The organism is Paenibacillus sp. QJM3NY_38 (assembly GCF_056173265.1).
The window spans coordinates 3,142,356-3,160,792 of record NZ_CM149665.1 but is presented as its reverse complement, the minus strand read 5'-3'; the positions used below and the strand labels follow the sequence as shown (position 1 = coordinate 3,160,792).

Sequence of the window (18,437 nt, the reverse complement as noted above, 5' to 3'; positions counted from 1 at the left end):
TCAAGGAAAGGGGTACATCATGAACAAAAGAGGGCCGTTATTTGCATTGTTATTATGCTTTACCTTGCTCTTATCGGGATGCAGCTCGCTCACGGTATTAGATCCGAAAGGACCGGCTGCCAGAACCCTATCCGATACAATCATATTCTCCATTCTCATGATGGTCGGAATTCTAGCGGTAGTTTACGCGCTCTATATCTACATGCTTACCAAATATCGAGCCAAGAAATCCAACGAAGGTTACGAGCCGCCTCATGAAGAGGGCAACAAATGGCTGGAAATTCTGTGGACTGCCATTCCGATTCTGATCGTTGCCGTGCTCTCGGTCGTAACGGTCAAAACGACGGTGGCCGTCGAGAATGTGCCTGAAGGCTACGAGAACCAAGAGCCTCTGGTTATTTACGCTTCCTCCTCGAACTGGAAATGGCACTTCAGTTATCCGGAAGAAGGAATCGAGACTGTCAATTACGTGAACATTCCGACCAATCGTCCGATCGAGTTCAGGCTGTATTCATTCGGTCCGATCACAAGCTTCTGGATTCCTCAGCTTCACGGACAGAAGTACGCGATGAGCGACATGATCACCAAGCTGAACATGGTTGCCGACGTACCGGGTTCGATGATGGGCCGTAACGCGAACTTCAACGGCGAAGGCTTTGCCCATATGGAGTTCGAAGCTCTTGCCATGACCTCTGCCGAGTACGATGAGTGGGTTAAGGATGTAAAGGACACCGCGCCTGAACTGAAGGAAGATGAGTTCAAGAAGCTTCTGGATACCGCGCATGTCGGTCGGATGACTTTCTCCAATACGCATCTGGAATTCAGTCCGCCGCCATCCGAAGATCATCACCATGGCGGCGATGTCAACGGCAATGAGGAGCATCAGGACCATAAAGACGTCCACCCGGATCCTGCAACAACGGAAGAAACGGAATTTGACAGCGAAACGAACGTGGATCCGAACGAACCGCTTCCGAACTTCCCGGCTGAAGAAAGCCCAAATCATCAACATGAAGGACATTAAATCGGTGCGTGAAACGTTGTTCACCCGATCTACTTCATACATCCAGAAAGGAGCTAGGCCTTTATGAAATGGGACGAATTTTTCGTTACCGGTGATCCGTTAATTTACGGCGCCATGGTGAGTATCGTGCTCGTCTCGCTCGCAATCCTCTTCGGTTTGACCTATTACAAGAAGTGGGGTTACATGTGGCGGGAATGGCTGACGACCGTGGATCACAAAAGAATTGGTGTCATGTACATCATCTGTGCATTGATCATGCTGTTCCGCGGAGGCGTGGACGCGATCATGATGCGTGCGCAAACCGCCGCACCGGAGATGAAGTTTCTGACCGGGCAGCATTACAATGAAGTATTCACGACTCACGGGGTCATCATGATCCTCTTTATGGCCATGCCGTTTATTTTCGGTCTGATGAACGTCATCATTCCGCTCCAGATCGGCGCCCGTGACGTAGCATTCCCTAAACTGAACGCAATCAGCTTCTGGTTGTTTTTTGCGGGCGCGATGCTGTTCAACATTTCCTTCGTTATCGGAGGTTCGCCGGATGCCGGCTGGTCCGCTTACTTCCCGCTGGCCAGTATCGAATTCAGTCCGACGGTCGGCAATAACTACTACTCTCTGTCACTTCAGATCTCAGGTATTGGTACGTTGCTTACAGGTCTTAACTTTATCGTAACGATACTGAAGATGCGTGCCCCGGGCATGACCTTGATGCGCATGCCGATGTTTACGTGGTCTGTACTGATCACTTGTGTCATCATTATCTTTGCTTTCCCTGTTCTTACGATTGCGCTCCTGCTTATGATGTTCGACCGCATCTTTGGTTCCCAATTCTTCACGATGGCGAACGGCGGTATGGATATGCTATGGGCCAACCTGTTCTGGGTATGGGGTCACCCTGAGGTGTATATCGTTATTCTGCCGGCATTCGGTATTTTCAGTGAGATTATCTCGACCTTCTCCAAAAAGAACTTGTACGGTTATAGCTCCATGGTATTAAGCATGGCGATTATTTCCGGATTGTCCTTCCTGGTATGGGCCCACCATTTCTACACGATGGGTCAAGGGGCCATGGTCAACGGTTTCTTCTCCATCACAACGATGGCGATTGCCGTACCGACCGGGATCAAAATATTCAACTGGCTCTTTACGCTTCGCAAGGGTCGAATCAGCTTTACGACGCCGATGCTCTACTCGCTTGCCTTTATTCCGATCTTCACGATCGGCGGCGTAACCGGCGTTATGCTGGCGATGGCCAGCGCCGACTATCAGTATCATAATACGATGTTCCTGGTTGCCCACTTCCACTATGTGCTCATTCCAGGCGCCGTATTCGCCGTCATTGCCGGTTTCCATTACTGGTTCCCTAAAGTGTTCGGCTTCCGTCTGAATGAAAAGCTGGGCAAAATCGCATTCTGGTTCATTGCCATCTCATTTAATGTAACGTTCTTCCCGATGTTCTTCCTGGGATTGATGGGGATGACCCGCCGTACGTACACCTATTCAGCCGAAACCGGCTTTGGCCCGCTGAATATGCTGTCGATGGTCGGCGCAATTGGACTGGCGATCGGATTCATCCTTCTGGTATACAACATCTACTGGAGTACACGGTACGAGCCGCGCGACAAAACAGGAGATCCATGGGATGCACGCGCACTGGAATGGTCAACGCCAAGTCCGGTTCCTGTGTACAACTTTGCGGTAACGCCGAAAGTCAAGGGCCGCGACGCCTTCTGGTTCTCGAAGAAAAACAATGAGCCGCTTTCAGATGAGAAAATCACGAAGATTCATATGCCAAGCAACACCGGAAAACCGTTTATACTGGGTATCGCCTTCTTCTTCCTTGGCTTCTTCCTGGTATTCAGCTGGTGGATTCCATCCATCGTTGCCGGTATCGCGGTATTGATTATTATGGCAACCATGTCCTTCGACCGTGATCACGGATACTACATTCCGGTTGAAGAGATTGTTCAAACCGAACAGAAACTGCGGGGTGATACGGTATGAAAATAGATGCCACTCAGCCGCTGGAATATGGAACAGAGGAAAACCGTAATCGAATATTTGGCTTCTGGCTGTTCCTCGGAGCTGAAATTGCGCTCTTTGCCACCTTGTTTACCGTCTACTTCGTTCTCGTGAACCGCTTTGCCAGCGGTCCGAGCGGAGCGGAAATCTTTGAAATTACGCCGGTCCTGCTTGAGACGTTCCTGCTCTTAACGAGCAGCTTCACCATCGGTTTGGCTGTTCATGCGATGCGTCTTGGCCTGAAAAAGCAGATGATGATCTTTATGATCATCACCCTGCTGCTGGGTGCGGGATTCCTCGGGATCGAGATCTTCGAATTCTTCACCTATGTGCATGAAGGAGTAACGCTCTCAACCAGCGCCTTCTCCTCCAGCCTGTTCACATTGCTTGGCACGCACGGAGCTCACGTTACCTTCGGTCTCCTGTGGGGAACTGCCATTCTGATTCAACTTAAAAAGCATGGACTGGATCATTCCACAGCCAACAAGTCCTTCATCTTCTCGCTCTACTGGCACTTCCTGGACGTTGTGTGGATCTTCATTTTCAGCTTTGTATACTTGAAAGGACTGATGTGACATGATAAAACAGCTGTTTCCAATTAAGCATGTAGCGGGTTATATATCGTCTCTCGTCCTTTCAGCAGTTGCACTTGTCGTTCTGCTTGATATGCCGGCAGCTTCGAAATTGGCCGTTCTGCTGATCACCGCGATCCTGCAGGCAGCCGTTCAGCTCATGCTGTTCATGCACGTCGGGGAAAGTGATGACAAAAAATCCGTTTACATCAACATTGCCTTCGCTCTGTTCGTTGGCCTTGTCACGATTTTCGGAACGCTGTTCATCTTCGTATGGGGCTGGTATGCTTAATCCTGCGAATATCTCTGAATTTGCAATGTAACGATGAATGTTCGCAGCCTGAACATATTTCATCCAATATCATAGAGGGTGTCCCAAAAGATGTTAGATCTGGCGGGGTGCCCTCTTTTTCTGTTTTGCGACGCAACGAGCACGAATCGATCTTTCCATCCTTTAGACATACAAAAAAGAAAACCGTTTCTCGGTAACCTGGCAGTGCGGCTGCCGATTACGAGGAACGGTTTCTTTCTACATTCAATATCCAACTTCATCTGCCAATGCAATATGAGGGTCCATTAGTTATGTCCAGACTCCATATCCAAAATCTCATCAATCTCGCCCTGGAGCTTCATGGTCAGAGTCTGTTCGTCTCCAATGATCCAGGCGTGATTGTACGGAGCATCCCCCCTGGACGCAGCACTTTGACGGCGGATCGATTCAACATACTTCGTAATGGAGCGTGGCACCCCGTCGCGCTCCGTAAACAATAAAGGGGCATGCTTGCCCATATGGGACAATGGAGCGGCTGCAATGGACAATACGGGGGACTCTGGTGTCGAGAACGAGAGACTGTACCCCGGTGATTGAACGCCCCAACCAAAGCCTGTTACAGGATCATTGAACTGCGCGAATTGAACGGCATTCTCGAATGGGTCATCCCCGGATATTCGCGTCACCTTACCATATTGCCGCAGCTCGTCCTCTACTGCCCGGGATACCACCTTTTCCGGGCCGATGATATAGATATTCGCTTTCCCTTTCCGCTTATGAAGCGCCTGTGCTGTCTCATCAGGGACATTCTTCTCGTCAACATACAGCATCGTTTCCGGCATATGGGCAATCCAGCTCACCGCGGGGAGCGTATAATCCGGACGGTCCATCGATCCGACAATAACCGAGGTAGGTACAGATCCGGATACCTTAGCTGCATATTCATCAATCGCGGCTGCTGCTGCTTCAGGTTCCCCGGCAGCAATGTGATCAAGCTTGTATTCAAGCCCGTTCAGCTCCTTCATCACCTGATCCGAGATTGGTCCGACGGTGATAATCTCAATGCCCTTGTTATGCTCCGCTCCCCTTGGCTTCAACCGCCGCAGCTCTTCCAGCGTTTCCTTGGGAATCCCCTCTTCTTCCACAAACAGCAGCGGCCCTTCGCTAAGCTGCGTCAGATCGACGCTCACGGCCGCTATGGACCATTGAGCCGCATCCACCAGAATCACCGTCTGCGGTCGACTATGCTCATTCGTGGACTGCCACAGCGTCTTGGAGGTCAGTACGGCCGCATTTACAGGATCGGATGTATTCAATCGAATGGTGTTCTTCGTAGCGGACCATGGTACAGGAACATCCTTCAGCAGCTCTTTGCTGTGAACAGCCGAGGGGATGGAGGGTTCGGAATGACTTTGGGTCTGACTCCATGCGAGGATCCCTGCCGTTAACAGGGCAAGAGCCCAGCCAGCGATCATTTTTTTCACCGTATATTCCTCCTGTCTAACAATGAAGCGTCTCTAGGATTGATCTACTCCACTCTTGATGCTGTTACATCTACAGATCTTCCATTAACTTCTCCTCGTCCATATCCAGCGGCAGGCCTGGACGATCATTGGTTCGGTTTCGCACCCATTGCTCCTTCAGCATCTTCACAAACACGTCATCCCGGGACAGCCAGACGCCATACTGCCGCTTCATGTGCCGCTCCGCCTCCTCGAACGATCTGAACCGGAATGGGAGGGGTTCCCCGTTCCACTCGACAATCCATTCCCCGGCGTTGGCATAAACAAATAGCAGATCCTCGCCCCAGCTTTCGTATAGAACGCCGGACTCCGCCCCCTTAATGTTGAACTGATTCCGCGAAGCATCGAACCGGATCGGTTCCAGCTCGAACGGTTCAGCAGCAAATAACTGATACACTTCCTCTGTGATCGTGCACCCCGCTGCTTTGGGATGACCGCCTCCCCCGTACCGCATCGCCACATCGGACACGTCCACGTGATCATGAATGGTGCGAAGGCTCATTTTCCTCCCCCCCATGTTCAAAATGGCAATGTAATCCAGGTGGGGATACGTCGTTCCCAGCTCACTGGCAAGTTCAGAGTGATAGGATTCGGCATATACGATGCCTATGCAATGCTCCCCCACGAAGGTCTGAATGAGCTCTCGCTGTTTGCGGCGGATGTAGCGATCGATTTTATTCTCTTCCATGTCCAATATTTTTTCTTCAAACTCATCAAAGAAGAAGCCACCTTGCTCCCGCAGACGCTGCGTCATCTTGCTCTCAAACTCGTCAAGGGACAACATATAGAACAAATCGTTCAGGCGTTTAGCCTCAACCTTCTGGTTCTCTTCCCATTCCCACGTATCATAGAGGCGAACCAGCTCTACAAACTCATCCAGCGCTTCACTTCTGCCAAGATGTCCATGCTCGATTAAATATTCATAGAATAACGAGGTTGCCGATGCCAAGCGGCCGTCCCGATGCGTGACGTCCACTTGCCCCCAGCTATATTCATTCAAGTGAAGAGCCGTTTTATGGTGATCGATAAGCTGCACCTGCCCTCCCTCTTCGACAAACACGTTCAGTTCCTTCTCCATATCCGGAGCGACCGACAAATCCGTAATAAACAACACATCATACGGATTATCCTGCAAGGAAGTCCGGTTCAGATACCTCGCGACTTGTTGATTCAATCCGTGAATGGAGTTGTAACGGACATCAATTCCTTCGCCGAAAGCGCATTTGGCGATAATGCCGCAACCGACACCATCCAGATCATTATGGCTGTACAGATGATACATAGGTGACTTCCTCCAAACAGTAGGTTGAATGTATAGCTGATCCAAGTCTTTCATCCCTTTACAGTTCCCTAAAATCTGCCGTTTTAACCCCCTGTCAGCCCTACCCGATGGTACAATGCAGCAAAAAAAAGAAGCAGCTTTAACAGCCGCTTCTTTTTGGATAATTAAATTATTATGCCTCTTGAACAGGTCTCGGTCCTTTGGTTGCCATAACCTCATACATGCCGTGACTGGAGCTAATCACATGCTCAGGCTGCGGCTTGCCTCGGTTATCACGATGTCCTTGAATATGCGCGGGACTGGTCTCCCAGCGTTTCCACGCCTCTTTGGATTCCCAGCGAATCATGACGATGACCTCTTCCGTTTCGTCGGTACGCTTTGCATTTTTGACAAGGACATTCAGATCAATGAAACCTTCAATTTCTTCTATGGGTCCGGGCTTGCTGAAACGCTCTACAACCAGATTGGATGTGCCTGCCTTAACAATAATCGTTTTCGTCTCGATCAACATATTCAACGAACACTCCCTTAGCGAAAATAACCGTAATATGAACGATATTCTTTTATTCTAAATGATAACGATTATCATTGTCAAATTTGATCCCCTTACCCGAAAAACAAAAAAAATCTGACCAGCATAAGTCTGCTGATCAGATCGTCATTAATTCAGTGAAATGTGCTGCATGGAATTGCAAGCTGTGCAATCCTCCTGTAAATAAAAAAGCGAAGTAAAGCCGGCCTTCTTCAGCTTGCGCGCAGCCAGGATTCCATCCGAACGCTTGGGCGTTACAATGACCACGGAGTCATCGGGTTTCAGCTCCTGCTCCCACACATAAGGCAACCTTCCGAGAGAGATGTTAATCGTCTCTTTCCGCGGACAAGCCATATAATCGGACACATCACGTACATCGAGCACTTTCAGATTCGGACATTCCTTCTGGGCCTGTCGAAGATCACTGCACTTCATGAACCGCAAGCCAGATATAGGTACATACCTTCGGTAATATAAACTGAGTATAATTATAATCAGAGCGGCAGATGCAATCAGCACAAAGCATTCCCCCATCATTGTCATGTGCATCGACTTGATGCTTAGTGAGCATGGAACTTTCAACTTCCATACCCTACCCCTACGGGTATATAGTATGTGCTTCATGCTTAAATGTCAATACATCATGACAGAGCGCATTCCTCAATTTCAAACCCTAGGTCTTCAATCAATTCCCAGTCTGCGTTATGGGCCTGGCCTTCTGTTGTTAAATAATCGCCGATGAATATCGAATTGGCCGCATATAATCCCAACGGCTGCAAGGAGCGCAGATTCACTTCACGTCCCCCTGCAATCCGAATCTCCTTCGCAGGGTTAACAAACCGCATCATGGCAAGAATCTTCAAGCACATCATCGGGGTCAATTCTTTACGTCCTTCAAGAGGAGTCCCTTCAATCGCATTCAGAAAATTGCAAGGCATCGAATCGGCTCCAAGCGATTTCAGAGCAAACGCAATCTCCACCCGCTCTTCCAGGCTCTCGCCCATTCCGAAAATGGCTCCGGAACAAGGGGACATTCCGGAAGAGCTTGCCTGCTTCACGGTATCTAAGCGGTCATCGTATGTATGCGTGGTCGTAATCTGTTCATAGTTATCTTTGGAAGTATTCAGATTGTGGTTATATCGATGCACGCCGGCATCAGCGAGCTTGCGCGCATGATCCTCATTCAAAAAGCCCAGACAACAGCACACCTTCAGCTGAGTCGTCTGTGTAATCTCCTTCACTGCTGCGACTACATGATCTATCTCCCGATTGGAAGGACGACGACCGGAAGCAACGATGCAATAGGTTCCCGCCTTCCGGCGAATCGACTCACGCGCGCCTTCGAGAATTTTGTCTTTGGTAAGCCATGCGTATTTATCAATAGGCGCTTCCGACACGATGGACTGGGAGCAGTATCCGCAATCTTCAGGACACAGACCGGATTTTGCGTTAACGATCATGTTCAGCTTAACCTTGTTCCCATAATACTCGCGGCGGATTCGATATGCAGCTTGCATAACAGACAGCAGTTCCTGATCCTCGCTGTTCAGAATGGCCAAAGCCTCAATCGGCGTTATTTCATGCCCTCGCACAACGTGATCAGCCAGCTTCGCCCAATCATAATGGATTTGAGTCGTCATATCTTCATTCTCCCTCTCTGTTTAAATGTAAACCATTTTAAATCATGATTAGGTTAACAATAAGGGTAATAATAGCATAGATGACAAAACAGTGACAATCCTTCATGGCAGCTTTTACAAAAAAAAGGATTGCTTCATCCATGCCAGCTCGGCTTGATGAAACAATCCTCTTCCTCGTTAATTACTCATTGGGCTTTATGGCGCTCGCTTGGGCAGCATTTTCACATATTCATCGGACAGCTTCATTAACTGCAGAATATAGTCATAATCGCCGCGATACGGCGTGATGTCCGTGACGGGCTCGAGCGTCTCCAGTGAAACCGCCGTGCCATCCTCAAATCCGTCACCGGGAACGAACAGAATGTCATTATTAAAGAAAGAGCCTGTCGGTAAATAATATCTCATCCCGATTACATTGCGGTCCACATTCAGCAAGTCATGCCCAAATGCGTTAAAGCCTTCATCGTCAAGCGATACGCCTAAAAGGTTAGCGACGGTTGGCAGAATATCGACCTGACCCCCCACCTGCTCGATGACCTTTCCTTCCTTCATGCCGGGTACATGAATGACAAGCGGGATATTAAATCGGCTGACCCGCTCATGGTAAGGAATGCCCAGCGTTGACGAGATCATCTCGGCGTCGGCTTCTGCCGGATTGATGCCGAAGTGATCCCCGTACACCACCAATACGGTATCATCCCACAATCCGTTCTGCTTCAGACGGTCAACCAGAGTACCGAGTGCATAATCCGAATAATTCACCGACTTCAGGTAATTCCCCAGATGGGTCCCTTCCAGTTCAGCCGGCAGAGTGATCTTCGCAAATTCATCCTTCACATGATATGGCGAATGGTTGGATACCGTGATGTAATGGGCATAGGTAGGCTTGTTTTGCTGTTGATTCTCCAGCAGCTTATCCACGCCGACACGGAACAGCTCTTCATCGGAAGGTCCAAACTCATTGAAGTTATCATTCGTGAAGTAGGGCTTGTCGTAATAATGCTGAAAATCAAGCGCCGGGTACATTTTGCTTCGATCCCAGAACTTCACGTCATTCACGTGGAATGTCGTCGTAACATAACCGTGCTTGTTCAAGAGACGCGGCAGACCTGGCAGCTCTTTATTCCCGAATCCGGTGGACATCGCCACCGTTCCGGTTGGATAAATCGATGAATTGACCGCAAATTCGGCATCCGAAGTGTTGCCTTGCCCGATCTGTTGGAAAACATGCGGGAAATACAGGCCGCCATCTGCGAGCTGGTTCATCACCGGTGTCAGCTCCTGGCCATTCAGGGACTGACCAACCGGAAAATTCTGCAGCGATTCCATCTGAACGATGATCAGATTTTTGCCTTTGGCAGCACCGTAGTAGTCCGGCTTGTCCTTTGCTTCCTTAACGTAAGGATACGTCGCCAGGAGCTGCTGGGAGCGCAGAATCGTGTCTTGCAGACTCCCTTCGGCCAGCGCACGGTTCTCCTGCGATATCCGGATCACGGAGGAAACCTGGTAATTCATGAATCCCATTTGCTCCGCTCGCACGATTTCATTCTCGATTCCCCATTCTTTACGGATGATAAGTCCGGACAGAACACCCGCAATGACCAGCACAACCATCATGGATATGCGCCACTTCATGCCAGGCCTGCGCGAATAGGAAACGGAATAACTGGAACGGACTCCGCCAAAATGCAATCCTCCTCGGGTGCGGGAACGAATTTTTCGAACCGCCCATATGATCACTAGGACCAGCAGGTCCAGGAAGAAGAGAAAGTGCTCCGGCTCTAACAAAGCCGTAATGCTGGCTCTCACCTGGTTTACTTGCCCGATCCCCGCAAGCGCGGTATATGTCGGTATGGACCCGAAATGAACGTTATAAACAGCGGACGCAAACATGATGAAAGATAATCCGACATTTAAGATCACATAGACCATCTTTTTGCCTCTTACCGGCAGGAGCAGCTCCAGAAAGCTAATCAGCGCCAACAGGGATAACGCGTCGGTAAGCACCTTACCCCATGCGACGCCATTAAACAGAAACACTCTTAGAAGGATCAACTTCAATAAGAGCGTCAAAAAAACGAGTATGCATAATCTCAACCTTTGTTCAAGGTAGCGTTCCATTTTCCATTCCCTCTTTTGTGTAAAAATAATGTTAAATTGCAGCTTCCATTATAACAGGAATGTAAACGTCAATCTAATCTGCCCATTCCTTCGCCCTCCCTGTCAATTGTCCAATGCATGATCCTTACGTATCACGTAGGATAAAGCATCCCAAACAAAAGGCTGGAGGGTATAAGACATGAAGATGGTTGTAACCGGCGGAGCAGGCTTTATCGGCTCCCACCTGGTGAACGGACTCGTGAATCAAGGCTATGAAGTCCATGTGATTGATAACCTCACAACCGGAGATCCAGGTCGCCTTCACAGCGAGGCGATTTTACATGTTGCCGATGTAAACAGCCAGCAGACAACGGCGTATATCTCCGTGCTGAAGCCGGACGTTGTGTTCCACTTGGCCGCACAGGCCGATGTGCAGCGGTCGATCAAGGAGCCTCGGCTTGATGCGGATGCGAATGTAATGGGCACCATCAATGTACTTGAAGCTTGCCGCAAGGCTGGAGTCCGTAAGATTGTGTTTGCTTCGACTTCTGGCGTATATGGAGATCTGGAGAAATCTCAGCTGACGGAGGATGATCCGGTTAATCCAATCTCCTTCTATGCCCTATCCAAGGTGGCAGGCGAGCAATATATCCGCTTATACCACCGCTTCTTCGGCCTGCAGTACACCATTCTTCGTTATGGGAATGTCTACGGTCCGGGTCAGACTGCGAAGGGGGAAGGCGGTGTTGTGGCGGTATTTGGTGACCGCCTGCGTCAAGGTGCTCCGTTTCATATATACGGCGATGGCGAGCAAACCCGGGACTTCATTTATGTCAAGGATGTTGTTGAAGCAAACCTCGCCTCCATTCAACACGGGGACGAGAGTGTTCTACATGTTAGCACCGGAACCGGCCATACCGTCAATTCACTCGTCGATCACATCAGCAGACTGCATTCTGACCGCATTGATGTTCACTATTTGCCCGCGAAGAACGGCGATATTCTGCACAGCTGCCTGAATAATGAGAGGACCCGGGCATTGCTGCAGTGGAGTCCGTTATTTAGCCTGGAAGAAGGCATGGAAGAAACCTACCGCCACTGGCTTCGCACATCCTCGTTTAGCCAATAAACGGCAGGCGACGCTAGAAGAAAGAACATAGAAAACAGCCTGATTCCTCGCTCAACTTGAACTGTGACCCGATTTGTGGACAGTTTGAAATAAACCGCCTAGAGCTTAGCTAGCAAGCAGATGACCTCTGAATTCATCGGGGGTCATCTTTTTTAATGTCCACTGGTATCGTTCTGAGTTGTAGTAGCTTATGTACTCCTTCACTCGCACCCTCACTTCATCAATAGTTTGGCAATCGCTAAAATCAACGTCGTCTTTCAAGTGACCGAAGAATGATTCCATCGGGGCGTTGTCCCAGCAATTGCCTTTGCGCGACATCGACTGCTTAAATCCTGCCTTAGCAATGAGAAGACGGGTTTTAGGATGCGTGTAGTGCATCCCTTGGTCGGAGTGCAGAATCGCTTCTGGATGAATGTTTCCATCTAATCGCTCTAAAAGACGCTGTAGCGTCCGCTCGACAATTGGAAGCTCGAGTGTTGCTGCCACGCTGTCGGCAAGGATCTGCCTGGTCGCCCCGTCCTTCACGCAGGAAAGGTATGCCCAGTGTCCGCTTCCATAGCGCAAATAAGTGATGTCAGTGAGAAACACTTTCTCAGGTTCGCCTTGGTCAAACTTTCGCTCCAGCAGGTTCGGACACGTCTTGTGCTCTTGAGTTGCCTTAGCCATCTTGCGGTAGGGGTTCGCCTGACGGATTACGGCTACCAAGCCTGCCTTTTTCATAAGCCGGCGAATCTTCTTGTGGTTCATGACAACGCCGCTTATCTGTTCCAGCCGCATCTTAATCACAAGCGCACCTGCTTTGCCGCGGAGCGCGTCAAAGTGCTGCTTGATGAGAAGGATGTCCTGCTCGTCGGCGGCAGCACGAAGTTGACGATCTTCTTCCGTCCCCAGCCACCTGTAATAGCCGCTTGGACTTACTTCCACGAGCTCGCATAGATAGCGTGTCATTCGTTTCAGGCCATATGCCCGAATGGTGCGATTTATGATCTCATAGCGCTCGGAGGGCGTCAGCGTTTCTTCTTCTGCCGATCGAGCGCTTCGAGCTTTTTTAGCATGTCCACTTGAGCTTCAAGCAGTTTGATCTGGGCCTTAGCCCGTTTCAATTCTTCTTCGGCTGACAACTGACCAGTTGGCTTGCGCCCTGTACTGCCCTTACCGCGCCGCTCTGTAGCCAAACCTTCCTCACCGTACAGTTCGAAGGTTTCACGCCACCGTTTTAAGCTGTCCTTGGGCTTCTTATGACCAATAACGTCCAGGTCGAAGCCGGCACGAATAAAGATTTCTGAAGGTGTCTGCCCCTGCTTGTAGGCTTTCAGCGCCTCCAGCTTGAATGCAGGTGTGTATGTAATGGCCGCCTCGGTCACATGGTGTACGTTTGGATTCTCCTCCAGCTTCCTCATTTGCTCCTCGGTAAAGAGCACCCGTTTCAACTTCCCCATTCTCGTATCACTCCTCGTCACATACCTTGATTAAAACACAAATGACCCACAAGAAGTCACTTTTTTCAAAGTGTCCATCTTATGGGTCACAGTTCAACTGGAGGAATCAGGCTGTTTTTTTCGCTCTGAAATTTTGGATCACGGGTTTACAACCCTATCGATTGAAGCAGGCCGGCAAAATTCATCGCATAGATATGCGGATTGAAATGCTGCTCGACATGTCTCTTCGCCTGGTCTCGAATCTGTTCACGAAGAACAGGTTCCTTCATGAGTTCAAGCGCTTCGGTAACGGCATGGTCAATGTTTCCGAGCACATAAAACTTGCCTGTGTAGTTATGATGAACGGAGGTGGATACCCCATCCGAATCGGTTGTCAACACCGGGCAGCGGCAGCTCATCGCCTCAAGCACCGCATAAGGTGCTCCCTCTACCTTGGAAGTGCAGCACAGAAATCCGCCTGAGTCTCCAATAATTGAATAGTAATAAGGCATCTCGGCATTAGGCACGTTGGACCGAAGGGTTAAACGATCCGACAGGCCTAATTCATCAATGAGTAATAGGAATTGCTCCCTTTCTGCCGGCTGGCTGAGCTCACTATCCTCGAACATCCACATTTGGAGATCAGGAACATGCCCCTTAAGCGCATGCCCGACATGAAGAAACTCTCGCCAATTCTTGTTATCCTCGATCCGTCCAAGCCATGCCATTACAGGGCTTGAGGGTCTCGGATAAGAATGGTACGTGAACCGTTGACTATCAAAACAATTGTTGAAATGAAACTGCAGCTTATGCGGATACAGCTCCCGGAACAGAGCGGCAATATGCGGGGTATTGGGATTGAGCAGCGCGTCAGCATATTCATTCACATATGGAACTGCCTGTGCAAGCTGCGCATGGGCAACGCTCTTGGGTCCATACCCTTGAATCTCCAGCACGAATTTCCCTTTGAACCCCAGCATTCGAAAGCGCGGAAAACTGGCGTGATCCGTCGTAACGACGATGACGTCAAAATTATTCGAATCCAAGATGTGCTTGATCTCGATGTCATTGCGGGTGACGTAGATGGGGAAGTCCGCAGCATTCTGCATGCCGGACCCCCAGTTATAATACAGGCAATGCGCCTCGATTCCGGCTAGTCGCAGTGCACGGCATCGCTGTCTGTTTAATGTCTCGACCCCCCCGCTCGGCACATAGTAGACGAACAGCACCTTCATGTCGCACCCCTCCCCTTATTCAATCACTTGAAAATCAGAATGTGAGTAGACGGCCACAAGCTGTCCCTCATTCTTGGCATGTAAGGTAACCAGCGTAGTGAACGCGTGGTTAATATTGGTCACAAGCAGAAGGCTGAATGCCATATTATGGTTCGTGATATTGGGAACATTCACTGTATTTCCAACTGCGACATGAGTCAGTCCGACATAATAGACTCCATGGGGGTGGTATCCATGTATGAGGACATCAAAATCTTCAGTTCCTGCATTGGTAATCGTTAGATCCACCGACTGGATATACCGCGCATCAATTTGACCATACTCCACTGCATCTAAACGAAAGATGGACATTTCATTCCCTCCTGGCTATGGCAGCATCATTAATATCAGGTTATGTAACTACCTCTTCGCGTGTAAGGGCATATCCATAGTGACGATCATCCAATTGTGAGTTACTTGATCCCTGGTCCAAGCCAATTCTTTCAAATTCGCATTTAATATAATGTAAGTACATCTAAAGAAAGGATCGGTGACAAGGGATGTTGAGCCTCCAAGATATCAAAGGCCCCTACCATGCGATATTCAGTTTGGGAAACAACTGTTTGCCGGGTATTGAGCTAAGAGAACACGGTTTGCGCAGATTTGCCGGACCTATCGATTGGATGGGTACTCCGGTGCTGCCTCAAATATCAAGAATGCTTCGCAATCGGTTTGAAGGCATGCTGGTGTATTCCAACTTACTCATGGTTAATCAGGCTAGTGAAGAGCTGTATAATATCTGGGATCAAGAATACGACCTCTATCTTAACCATGATTTTTATGTGCATAACAATTTCCCTCCCGATCTGCTGGGATATCCGGATGTTAAGGTTAAATATGATCGTAGAATTGCCAGATTTCTGCAGACGTTGGGAAGCGGGGGCCGCATTCTCTTTATCCGAACCGATTCCAGCCGCGAGGATATTAAGGAATTGGTAGATTCTTTGAAACAACTATGCTACGGACCTTTCCATGTGCTCGCCGTCAATCATGAACCTGTCCAGGAAATAGAAATGTTGGATTGGAACTTAGAGCATGTTTGCGCTGTAAAAATGCCGAATGTCGATATCTGGTTCAGCAACCGCTTTCGCTGGAGTTTTCTGTTCCAAGGCATGTATTTGATCTAACTTCATAACACGAGATTCGGATCGAATCATCACATGTTCCCTTCTCCATACGACAATGGCAGACCAATATTAAAACTTGGTCTGCCATTTGACATAGGTTCTTAAACATAGTTTACCGGTTCATCCGGGAGCTTGTAATCTTTCGGAAGCGACTGAAATATTCGGTTCCAAATAACATAATCGACCAATACGTCCGGAGTGGATTTTTGATTGACAAAAATCCTATTGTACAAATCACTCATTACGTTAAAGGCTTGCTGATTCATAAGCTACTCACTCCTTTTTACCGGAATGATTTCTGGGCGATGGCGCCGTAGTATATGTTCAGCATACGTTCGATCATAAGATCCATGGACCAATGCTTATAGGCGAACGTCTTGGCGTTATCACCCAGAAATTTTCGATAATCCTCATCTCGGAGCAGCAAATTGAGGTGCTCGGCCGTGCTTCCCGGATCTCCTACAGGGGCTAACAATCCCGTGAAACCGTGAGTTACCATTTCGGGCAATCCCCCTGCGGTCGATACGACGCTCGGGAGGCCTGCCATTTGGGCTTCCATAACCGAGTACGGCTGGTTATCTTGAATGCAAGTATGGACAAAGATATCCGATTGGCTGAGCAGCCCCGGAACGTTGTCATGCTGTCCAAGGAATAACACTTCATGCTGCAGACCCGTCCTTATGGCCTGCTCTTCCAGTTGCCCTCGCATGGCGCCATCCCCTACAATCCAGCACACCCAATCGTTTCGCATCCGCTTGAGAATAGCAAGGGATTCAAGCAGCACATGAATCCCCTTCACGAACACCAATCTGGCCGGACAGATAATGACCTTTTTCCCAGGTGGTCGCCGATGTGACGATCCCGCTCTATATTTTGCCTGAAACGCTTCAGCGTCCAGACCATATTGAAACACCGTTATCCGATAATCAGGTACCCCGCAATCGCTCATAAGAACATTCTTGGACCATTGATTAGCCGTAATCGTTAAATCAGAGGACAAGGCCGCATGATACTCAATGGCTGGAAAATAACGCCAGGCGGGACTTCCTTCATTGACGCCTTGTGCAGGATTATTTCGAAATATGTCCTTCATCTCACGTGCGACAGAGCCGTGGATATGCGATACGAGTGGCGTGCGCTTGGGCTTTACCCTACTTAAAGAGCGTGTCGAAAAACTATCCTGTGTATGAATGATATCGTATTGCTCCAGCCCGAAATAGGCTGCCGCCAGCTCCATGCAGTAACGCTCGAGCTCATAAAAGCGTATCGCACTATGCTGATTCAAACCAGGAGCCGTCTGCGGATCAAGCTTTGCCTCCAGCATGGGCAGCAAAACTTCTTTCGCTAGTTCCTTCCTTTGGTTGACAATATGGATTTTCTTGTAATCCGGACTGTTTCCGAGCAGATCAACTTCATGACCCAGCTGTTTAAGACGTTTCTTGAGCTCCTGCATGAAGTTATATACTCCGCCAACATGGGGGAGTAGCCAATGGGTTGCCAGTAGTATTTTCATGGTATCCCCCATTATCGGCCAAGCTGAGCCAAATGCTCAAGTACATGGCGGTAATTGTTTTTCACCATCTCATATTCTGGAAGAATTCTCGCTTGATGACGGACCGTACCCATCTGGGAATGTACCCGATACATCGTAAGCATATCCGGTATGAATCCAAAAGAAGCTCCGCTCATTAACAGACGGATCCAAAGATCGAAATCATGAGTGTAGGGAAGCTGTGGATTAAATAGACCTACCCGGTGAAGCCAGTCTTTCTTCATAATGACCGTGCAGCCGTTAATCGGATTGGAATACGTGAGCTGACGGGCCAAATCTGCATGAGACGCCATGGGAATCCCTTCGTACGGCGTTGTCACCCGGTTGTGCTCATCAATGACGCAAAAACCGGTATACGTGACATCGAGTCCGCTGCTCAGCATATACGACATCTGCCGCTCAATCTTTTGGGGGACATAACGATCATCCGAACTGAGCCAGGCAATATAATCACCGGAAGCATGCAAAATGCCATGATTCAAGGCGCTGGCCGTTCCGCCGTTACTCTTGCCCATATAGTAGACTCTGTTCATGTAGGGTGCGATCAGATGTGAATATTGAGTTGACCCATCATCTACGACAATGATTTCTACGGCAGGGTACGTTTGTTGTACCGCACTTTCCAATGCTTGCTGTATATACTGGCAGTTATAGAAAGGTATGACTATCGTAACCGTCGGCATCATCCCCTGTCTCCTCCTTCTGCCTAACTTGATATATGATCTCAATACATATCATGGGTTAGTACACCATATGCAGTGCACTCGCATTCCGAAAGGGACCCCTGTCCCCTGACATTTGACCAAATAACAGGCAGACGGCTTTTATAGGATGAACGTTAGGAACAGCTTCTTGTACATCGTGCGCCCCCCCCCCCTCACTGCACACACAGTACATGGTCCAGCATGCCGGGAGGGCTGTCGACCACATAAAACAAGCTGTCCTCCCGCTTGTCAGCTGGGAGAACA

General features: G+C 49.1%; 19 protein-coding genes. 6 read left to right on the top strand and 13 right to left on the bottom strand.

Annotated elements, in window-relative coordinates; all coding sequences use genetic code 11:
- Nucleotides 1–19: 19 nt before the first annotated feature.
- From qoxA to qoxD, 4 genes are all read left to right on the top strand, one after another.
- Nucleotides 20–1,024 carry a cytochrome aa3 quinol oxidase subunit II gene (qoxA, locus tag AC0VZ8_RS14695; protein ID WP_071224329.1) on the top strand — a complete coding sequence of 335 codons (1,005 nt, stop codon included), beginning with the start codon at nucleotides 20–22 and terminating at the stop codon, nucleotides 1,022–1,024.
- A gap of 63 nt (nucleotides 1,025–1,087) precedes the next feature.
- Nucleotides 1,088–3,031 (top strand): cytochrome aa3 quinol oxidase subunit I, encoded by a 1,944-nt coding sequence (qoxB, locus tag AC0VZ8_RS14690; protein ID WP_260067478.1) that lies wholly within the window; start codon nucleotides 1,088–1,090, stop codon nucleotides 3,029–3,031.
- Entirely contained in the window at nucleotides 3,028–3,624 is a 597-nt protein-coding gene (gene qoxC, locus AC0VZ8_RS14685; protein ID WP_071224331.1) for a cytochrome aa3 quinol oxidase subunit III, read from the top strand. The genes qoxB and qoxC overlap by 4 nt, the downstream gene beginning before the upstream one ends.
- Before the next feature lies 1 nt (nucleotide 3,625).
- The gene (gene qoxD / locus AC0VZ8_RS14680) at nucleotides 3,626–3,913 is read left to right on the top strand and encodes a cytochrome aa3 quinol oxidase subunit IV (RefSeq protein WP_071224332.1); all 288 of its coding nucleotides are present in this window, start codon (nucleotides 3,626–3,628) and stop codon (nucleotides 3,911–3,913) included.
- A gap of 284 nt (nucleotides 3,914–4,197) precedes the next feature.
- On the opposite strand, the gene AC0VZ8_RS14675 is transcribed toward qoxD, so the two are convergent.
- The 6 genes from AC0VZ8_RS14675 to AC0VZ8_RS14650 all read right to left on the bottom strand — a co-directional run bounded on the left by AC0VZ8_RS14675 (nucleotide 4,198) and on the right by AC0VZ8_RS14650 (nucleotide 10,990).
- Nucleotides 4,198–5,367 carry a cell wall-binding repeat-containing protein gene (locus AC0VZ8_RS14675; protein WP_475487687.1) on the bottom strand — a complete coding sequence of 390 codons (1,170 nt, stop codon included), beginning with the start codon at nucleotides 5,365–5,367 and terminating at the stop codon, nucleotides 4,198–4,200.
- 79 nt (nucleotides 5,368–5,446) lie between these two features.
- Nucleotides 5,447–6,697 carry a DHH family phosphoesterase gene (locus AC0VZ8_RS14670; protein WP_071224334.1) on the bottom strand — a complete coding sequence of 417 codons (1,251 nt, stop codon included), beginning with the start codon at nucleotides 6,695–6,697 and terminating at the stop codon, nucleotides 5,447–5,449.
- 172 nt (nucleotides 6,698–6,869) lie between these two features.
- Nucleotides 6,870–7,208 carry an antibiotic biosynthesis monooxygenase gene (locus AC0VZ8_RS14665; protein WP_260067476.1) on the bottom strand — a complete coding sequence of 113 codons (339 nt, stop codon included), beginning with the start codon at nucleotides 7,206–7,208 and terminating at the stop codon, nucleotides 6,870–6,872.
- A gap of 150 nt (nucleotides 7,209–7,358) precedes the next feature.
- The gene (locus tag AC0VZ8_RS14660) at nucleotides 7,359–7,664 is read right to left on the bottom strand and encodes a rhodanese-like domain-containing protein (RefSeq protein WP_235613279.1); all 306 of its coding nucleotides are present in this window, start codon (nucleotides 7,662–7,664) and stop codon (nucleotides 7,359–7,361) included.
- 206 nt (nucleotides 7,665–7,870) lie between these two features.
- Nucleotides 7,871–8,869 carry a biotin synthase BioB gene (gene bioB, locus AC0VZ8_RS14655; RefSeq protein WP_475487330.1) on the bottom strand — a complete coding sequence of 333 codons (999 nt, stop codon included), beginning with the start codon at nucleotides 8,867–8,869 and terminating at the stop codon, nucleotides 7,871–7,873.
- Between the two features lie 195 nt (nucleotides 8,870–9,064).
- A complete protein-coding gene (locus tag AC0VZ8_RS14650) occupies nucleotides 9,065–10,990 on the bottom strand; it encodes an LTA synthase family protein (RefSeq protein WP_475487329.1) in 1,926 nt (641 codons plus the stop codon).
- 178 nt (nucleotides 10,991–11,168) lie between these two features.
- Between AC0VZ8_RS14650 and AC0VZ8_RS14645 the strand changes: the two genes are divergently transcribed.
- Entirely contained in the window at nucleotides 11,169–12,098 is a 930-nt protein-coding gene (locus AC0VZ8_RS14645; RefSeq protein ID WP_071224339.1) for an NAD-dependent epimerase/dehydratase family protein, read from the top strand.
- A 105-nt stretch (nucleotides 12,099–12,203) separates the two neighbouring features.
- Here the strand turns inward: AC0VZ8_RS14645 and AC0VZ8_RS14640 are convergent, their stop codons facing one another.
- From AC0VZ8_RS14640 to AC0VZ8_RS14625, 4 genes are all read right to left on the bottom strand, one after another.
- A complete protein-coding gene (locus AC0VZ8_RS14640; protein WP_244152659.1) occupies nucleotides 12,204–13,070 on the bottom strand; it encodes an IS3 family transposase in 867 nt (288 codons plus the stop codon).
- Nucleotides 13,071–13,105: 35 nt separating this feature from the next.
- Entirely contained in the window at nucleotides 13,106–13,537 is a 432-nt protein-coding gene (locus tag AC0VZ8_RS14635; RefSeq protein ID WP_007127449.1) for an HTH domain-containing protein, read from the bottom strand.
- Nucleotides 13,538–13,683: 146 nt separating this feature from the next.
- Nucleotides 13,684–14,751, bottom strand: coding sequence for a glycosyltransferase family 4 protein (locus AC0VZ8_RS14630; RefSeq protein ID WP_475487328.1), 1,068 nt, complete (start codon nucleotides 14,749–14,751; stop codon nucleotides 13,684–13,686).
- Nucleotides 14,752–14,766: 15 nt separating this feature from the next.
- Nucleotides 14,767–15,102: a hypothetical protein gene (locus tag AC0VZ8_RS14625; RefSeq protein ID WP_475487327.1), complete on the bottom strand. Its 336-nt coding sequence runs from the start codon at nucleotides 15,100–15,102 to the stop codon at nucleotides 14,767–14,769.
- A gap of 188 nt (nucleotides 15,103–15,290) precedes the next feature.
- On the opposite strand from AC0VZ8_RS14625, the gene AC0VZ8_RS14620 reads away from it, so the two are divergent.
- Entirely contained in the window at nucleotides 15,291–15,917 is a 627-nt protein-coding gene (locus tag AC0VZ8_RS14620; protein WP_071224342.1) for a DUF1796 family putative cysteine peptidase, read from the top strand.
- Between the two features lie 101 nt (nucleotides 15,918–16,018).
- Here the strand turns inward: AC0VZ8_RS14620 and AC0VZ8_RS14615 are convergent, their stop codons facing one another.
- Genes AC0VZ8_RS14615 through AC0VZ8_RS14605 form a run of 3 tightly spaced genes read right to left on the bottom strand, consistent with a single transcriptional unit; the run spans nucleotide 16,019 to nucleotide 18,155 of the window.
- Nucleotides 16,019–16,183 carry a hypothetical protein gene (locus AC0VZ8_RS14615; RefSeq protein WP_475487326.1) on the bottom strand — a complete coding sequence of 55 codons (165 nt, stop codon included), beginning with the start codon at nucleotides 16,181–16,183 and terminating at the stop codon, nucleotides 16,019–16,021.
- Nucleotides 16,184–16,200: 17 nt separating this feature from the next.
- Nucleotides 16,201–17,430 (bottom strand): glycosyltransferase family 4 protein, encoded by a 1,230-nt coding sequence (locus tag AC0VZ8_RS14610; RefSeq protein ID WP_475487325.1) that lies wholly within the window; start codon nucleotides 17,428–17,430, stop codon nucleotides 16,201–16,203.
- 11 nt (nucleotides 17,431–17,441) lie between these two features.
- Entirely contained in the window at nucleotides 17,442–18,155 is a 714-nt protein-coding gene (locus AC0VZ8_RS14605; protein WP_194542136.1) for a glycosyltransferase family 2 protein, read from the bottom strand.
- Nucleotides 18,156–18,437: the final 282 nt, after the last annotated feature.

Excerpts from the sequence above, each read along its gene's own strand:
- qoxB (WP_260067478.1), top strand. The coding sequence starts at position 1,088 with ATGAAATGGGACGAATTTTTCGTTACCGGTGATCCGTTAATTTACGGC.
- qoxD (WP_071224332.1), top strand. The coding sequence starts at position 3,626 with ATGATAAAACAGCTGTTTCCAATTAAGCATGTAGCGGGTTATATATCG.
- qoxA (WP_071224329.1), top strand. The coding sequence starts at position 20 with ATGAACAAAAGAGGGCCGTTATTTGCATTGTTATTATGCTTTACCTTG.
- AC0VZ8_RS14615 (WP_475487326.1), bottom strand. The coding sequence starts at position 16,183 with ATGAATCAGCAAGCCTTTAACGTAATGAGTGATTTGTACAATAGGATT.
- AC0VZ8_RS14635 (WP_007127449.1), bottom strand. The coding sequence starts at position 13,537 with ATGGGGAAGTTGAAACGGGTGCTCTTTACCGAGGAGCAAATGAGGAAG.
- AC0VZ8_RS14645 (WP_071224339.1), top strand. The coding sequence starts at position 11,169 with ATGAAGATGGTTGTAACCGGCGGAGCAGGCTTTATCGGCTCCCACCTG.
- qoxC (WP_071224331.1), top strand. The coding sequence starts at position 3,028 with ATGAAAATAGATGCCACTCAGCCGCTGGAATATGGAACAGAGGAAAAC.
- bioB (WP_475487330.1), bottom strand. The coding sequence starts at position 8,869 with ATGACGACTCAAATCCATTATGATTGGGCGAAGCTGGCTGATCACGTT.
- AC0VZ8_RS14630 (WP_475487328.1), bottom strand. The coding sequence starts at position 14,751 with ATGAAGGTGCTGTTCGTCTACTATGTGCCGAGCGGGGGGGTCGAGACA.
- AC0VZ8_RS14620 (WP_071224342.1), top strand. The coding sequence starts at position 15,291 with ATGTTGAGCCTCCAAGATATCAAAGGCCCCTACCATGCGATATTCAGT.
- AC0VZ8_RS14675 (WP_475487687.1), bottom strand. The coding sequence starts at position 5,367 with ATGATCGCTGGCTGGGCTCTTGCCCTGTTAACGGCAGGGATCCTCGCA.
- AC0VZ8_RS14650 (WP_475487329.1), bottom strand. The coding sequence starts at position 10,990 with ATGGAACGCTACCTTGAACAAAGGTTGAGATTATGCATACTCGTTTTT.
- AC0VZ8_RS14670 (WP_071224334.1), bottom strand. The coding sequence starts at position 6,697 with ATGTATCATCTGTACAGCCATAATGATCTGGATGGTGTCGGTTGCGGC.
- AC0VZ8_RS14660 (WP_235613279.1), bottom strand. The coding sequence starts at position 7,664 with ATGAAGTGCAGTGATCTTCGACAGGCCCAGAAGGAATGTCCGAATCTG.
- AC0VZ8_RS14610 (WP_475487325.1), bottom strand. The coding sequence starts at position 17,430 with ATGAAAATACTACTGGCAACCCATTGGCTACTCCCCCATGTTGGCGGA.
- AC0VZ8_RS14665 (WP_260067476.1), bottom strand. The coding sequence starts at position 7,208 with ATGTTGATCGAGACGAAAACGATTATTGTTAAGGCAGGCACATCCAAT.
- AC0VZ8_RS14605 (WP_194542136.1), bottom strand. The coding sequence starts at position 18,155 with ATGATGCCGACGGTTACGATAGTCATACCTTTCTATAACTGCCAGTAT.
- AC0VZ8_RS14625 (WP_475487327.1), bottom strand. The coding sequence starts at position 15,102 with ATGTCCATCTTTCGTTTAGATGCAGTGGAGTATGGTCAAATTGATGCG.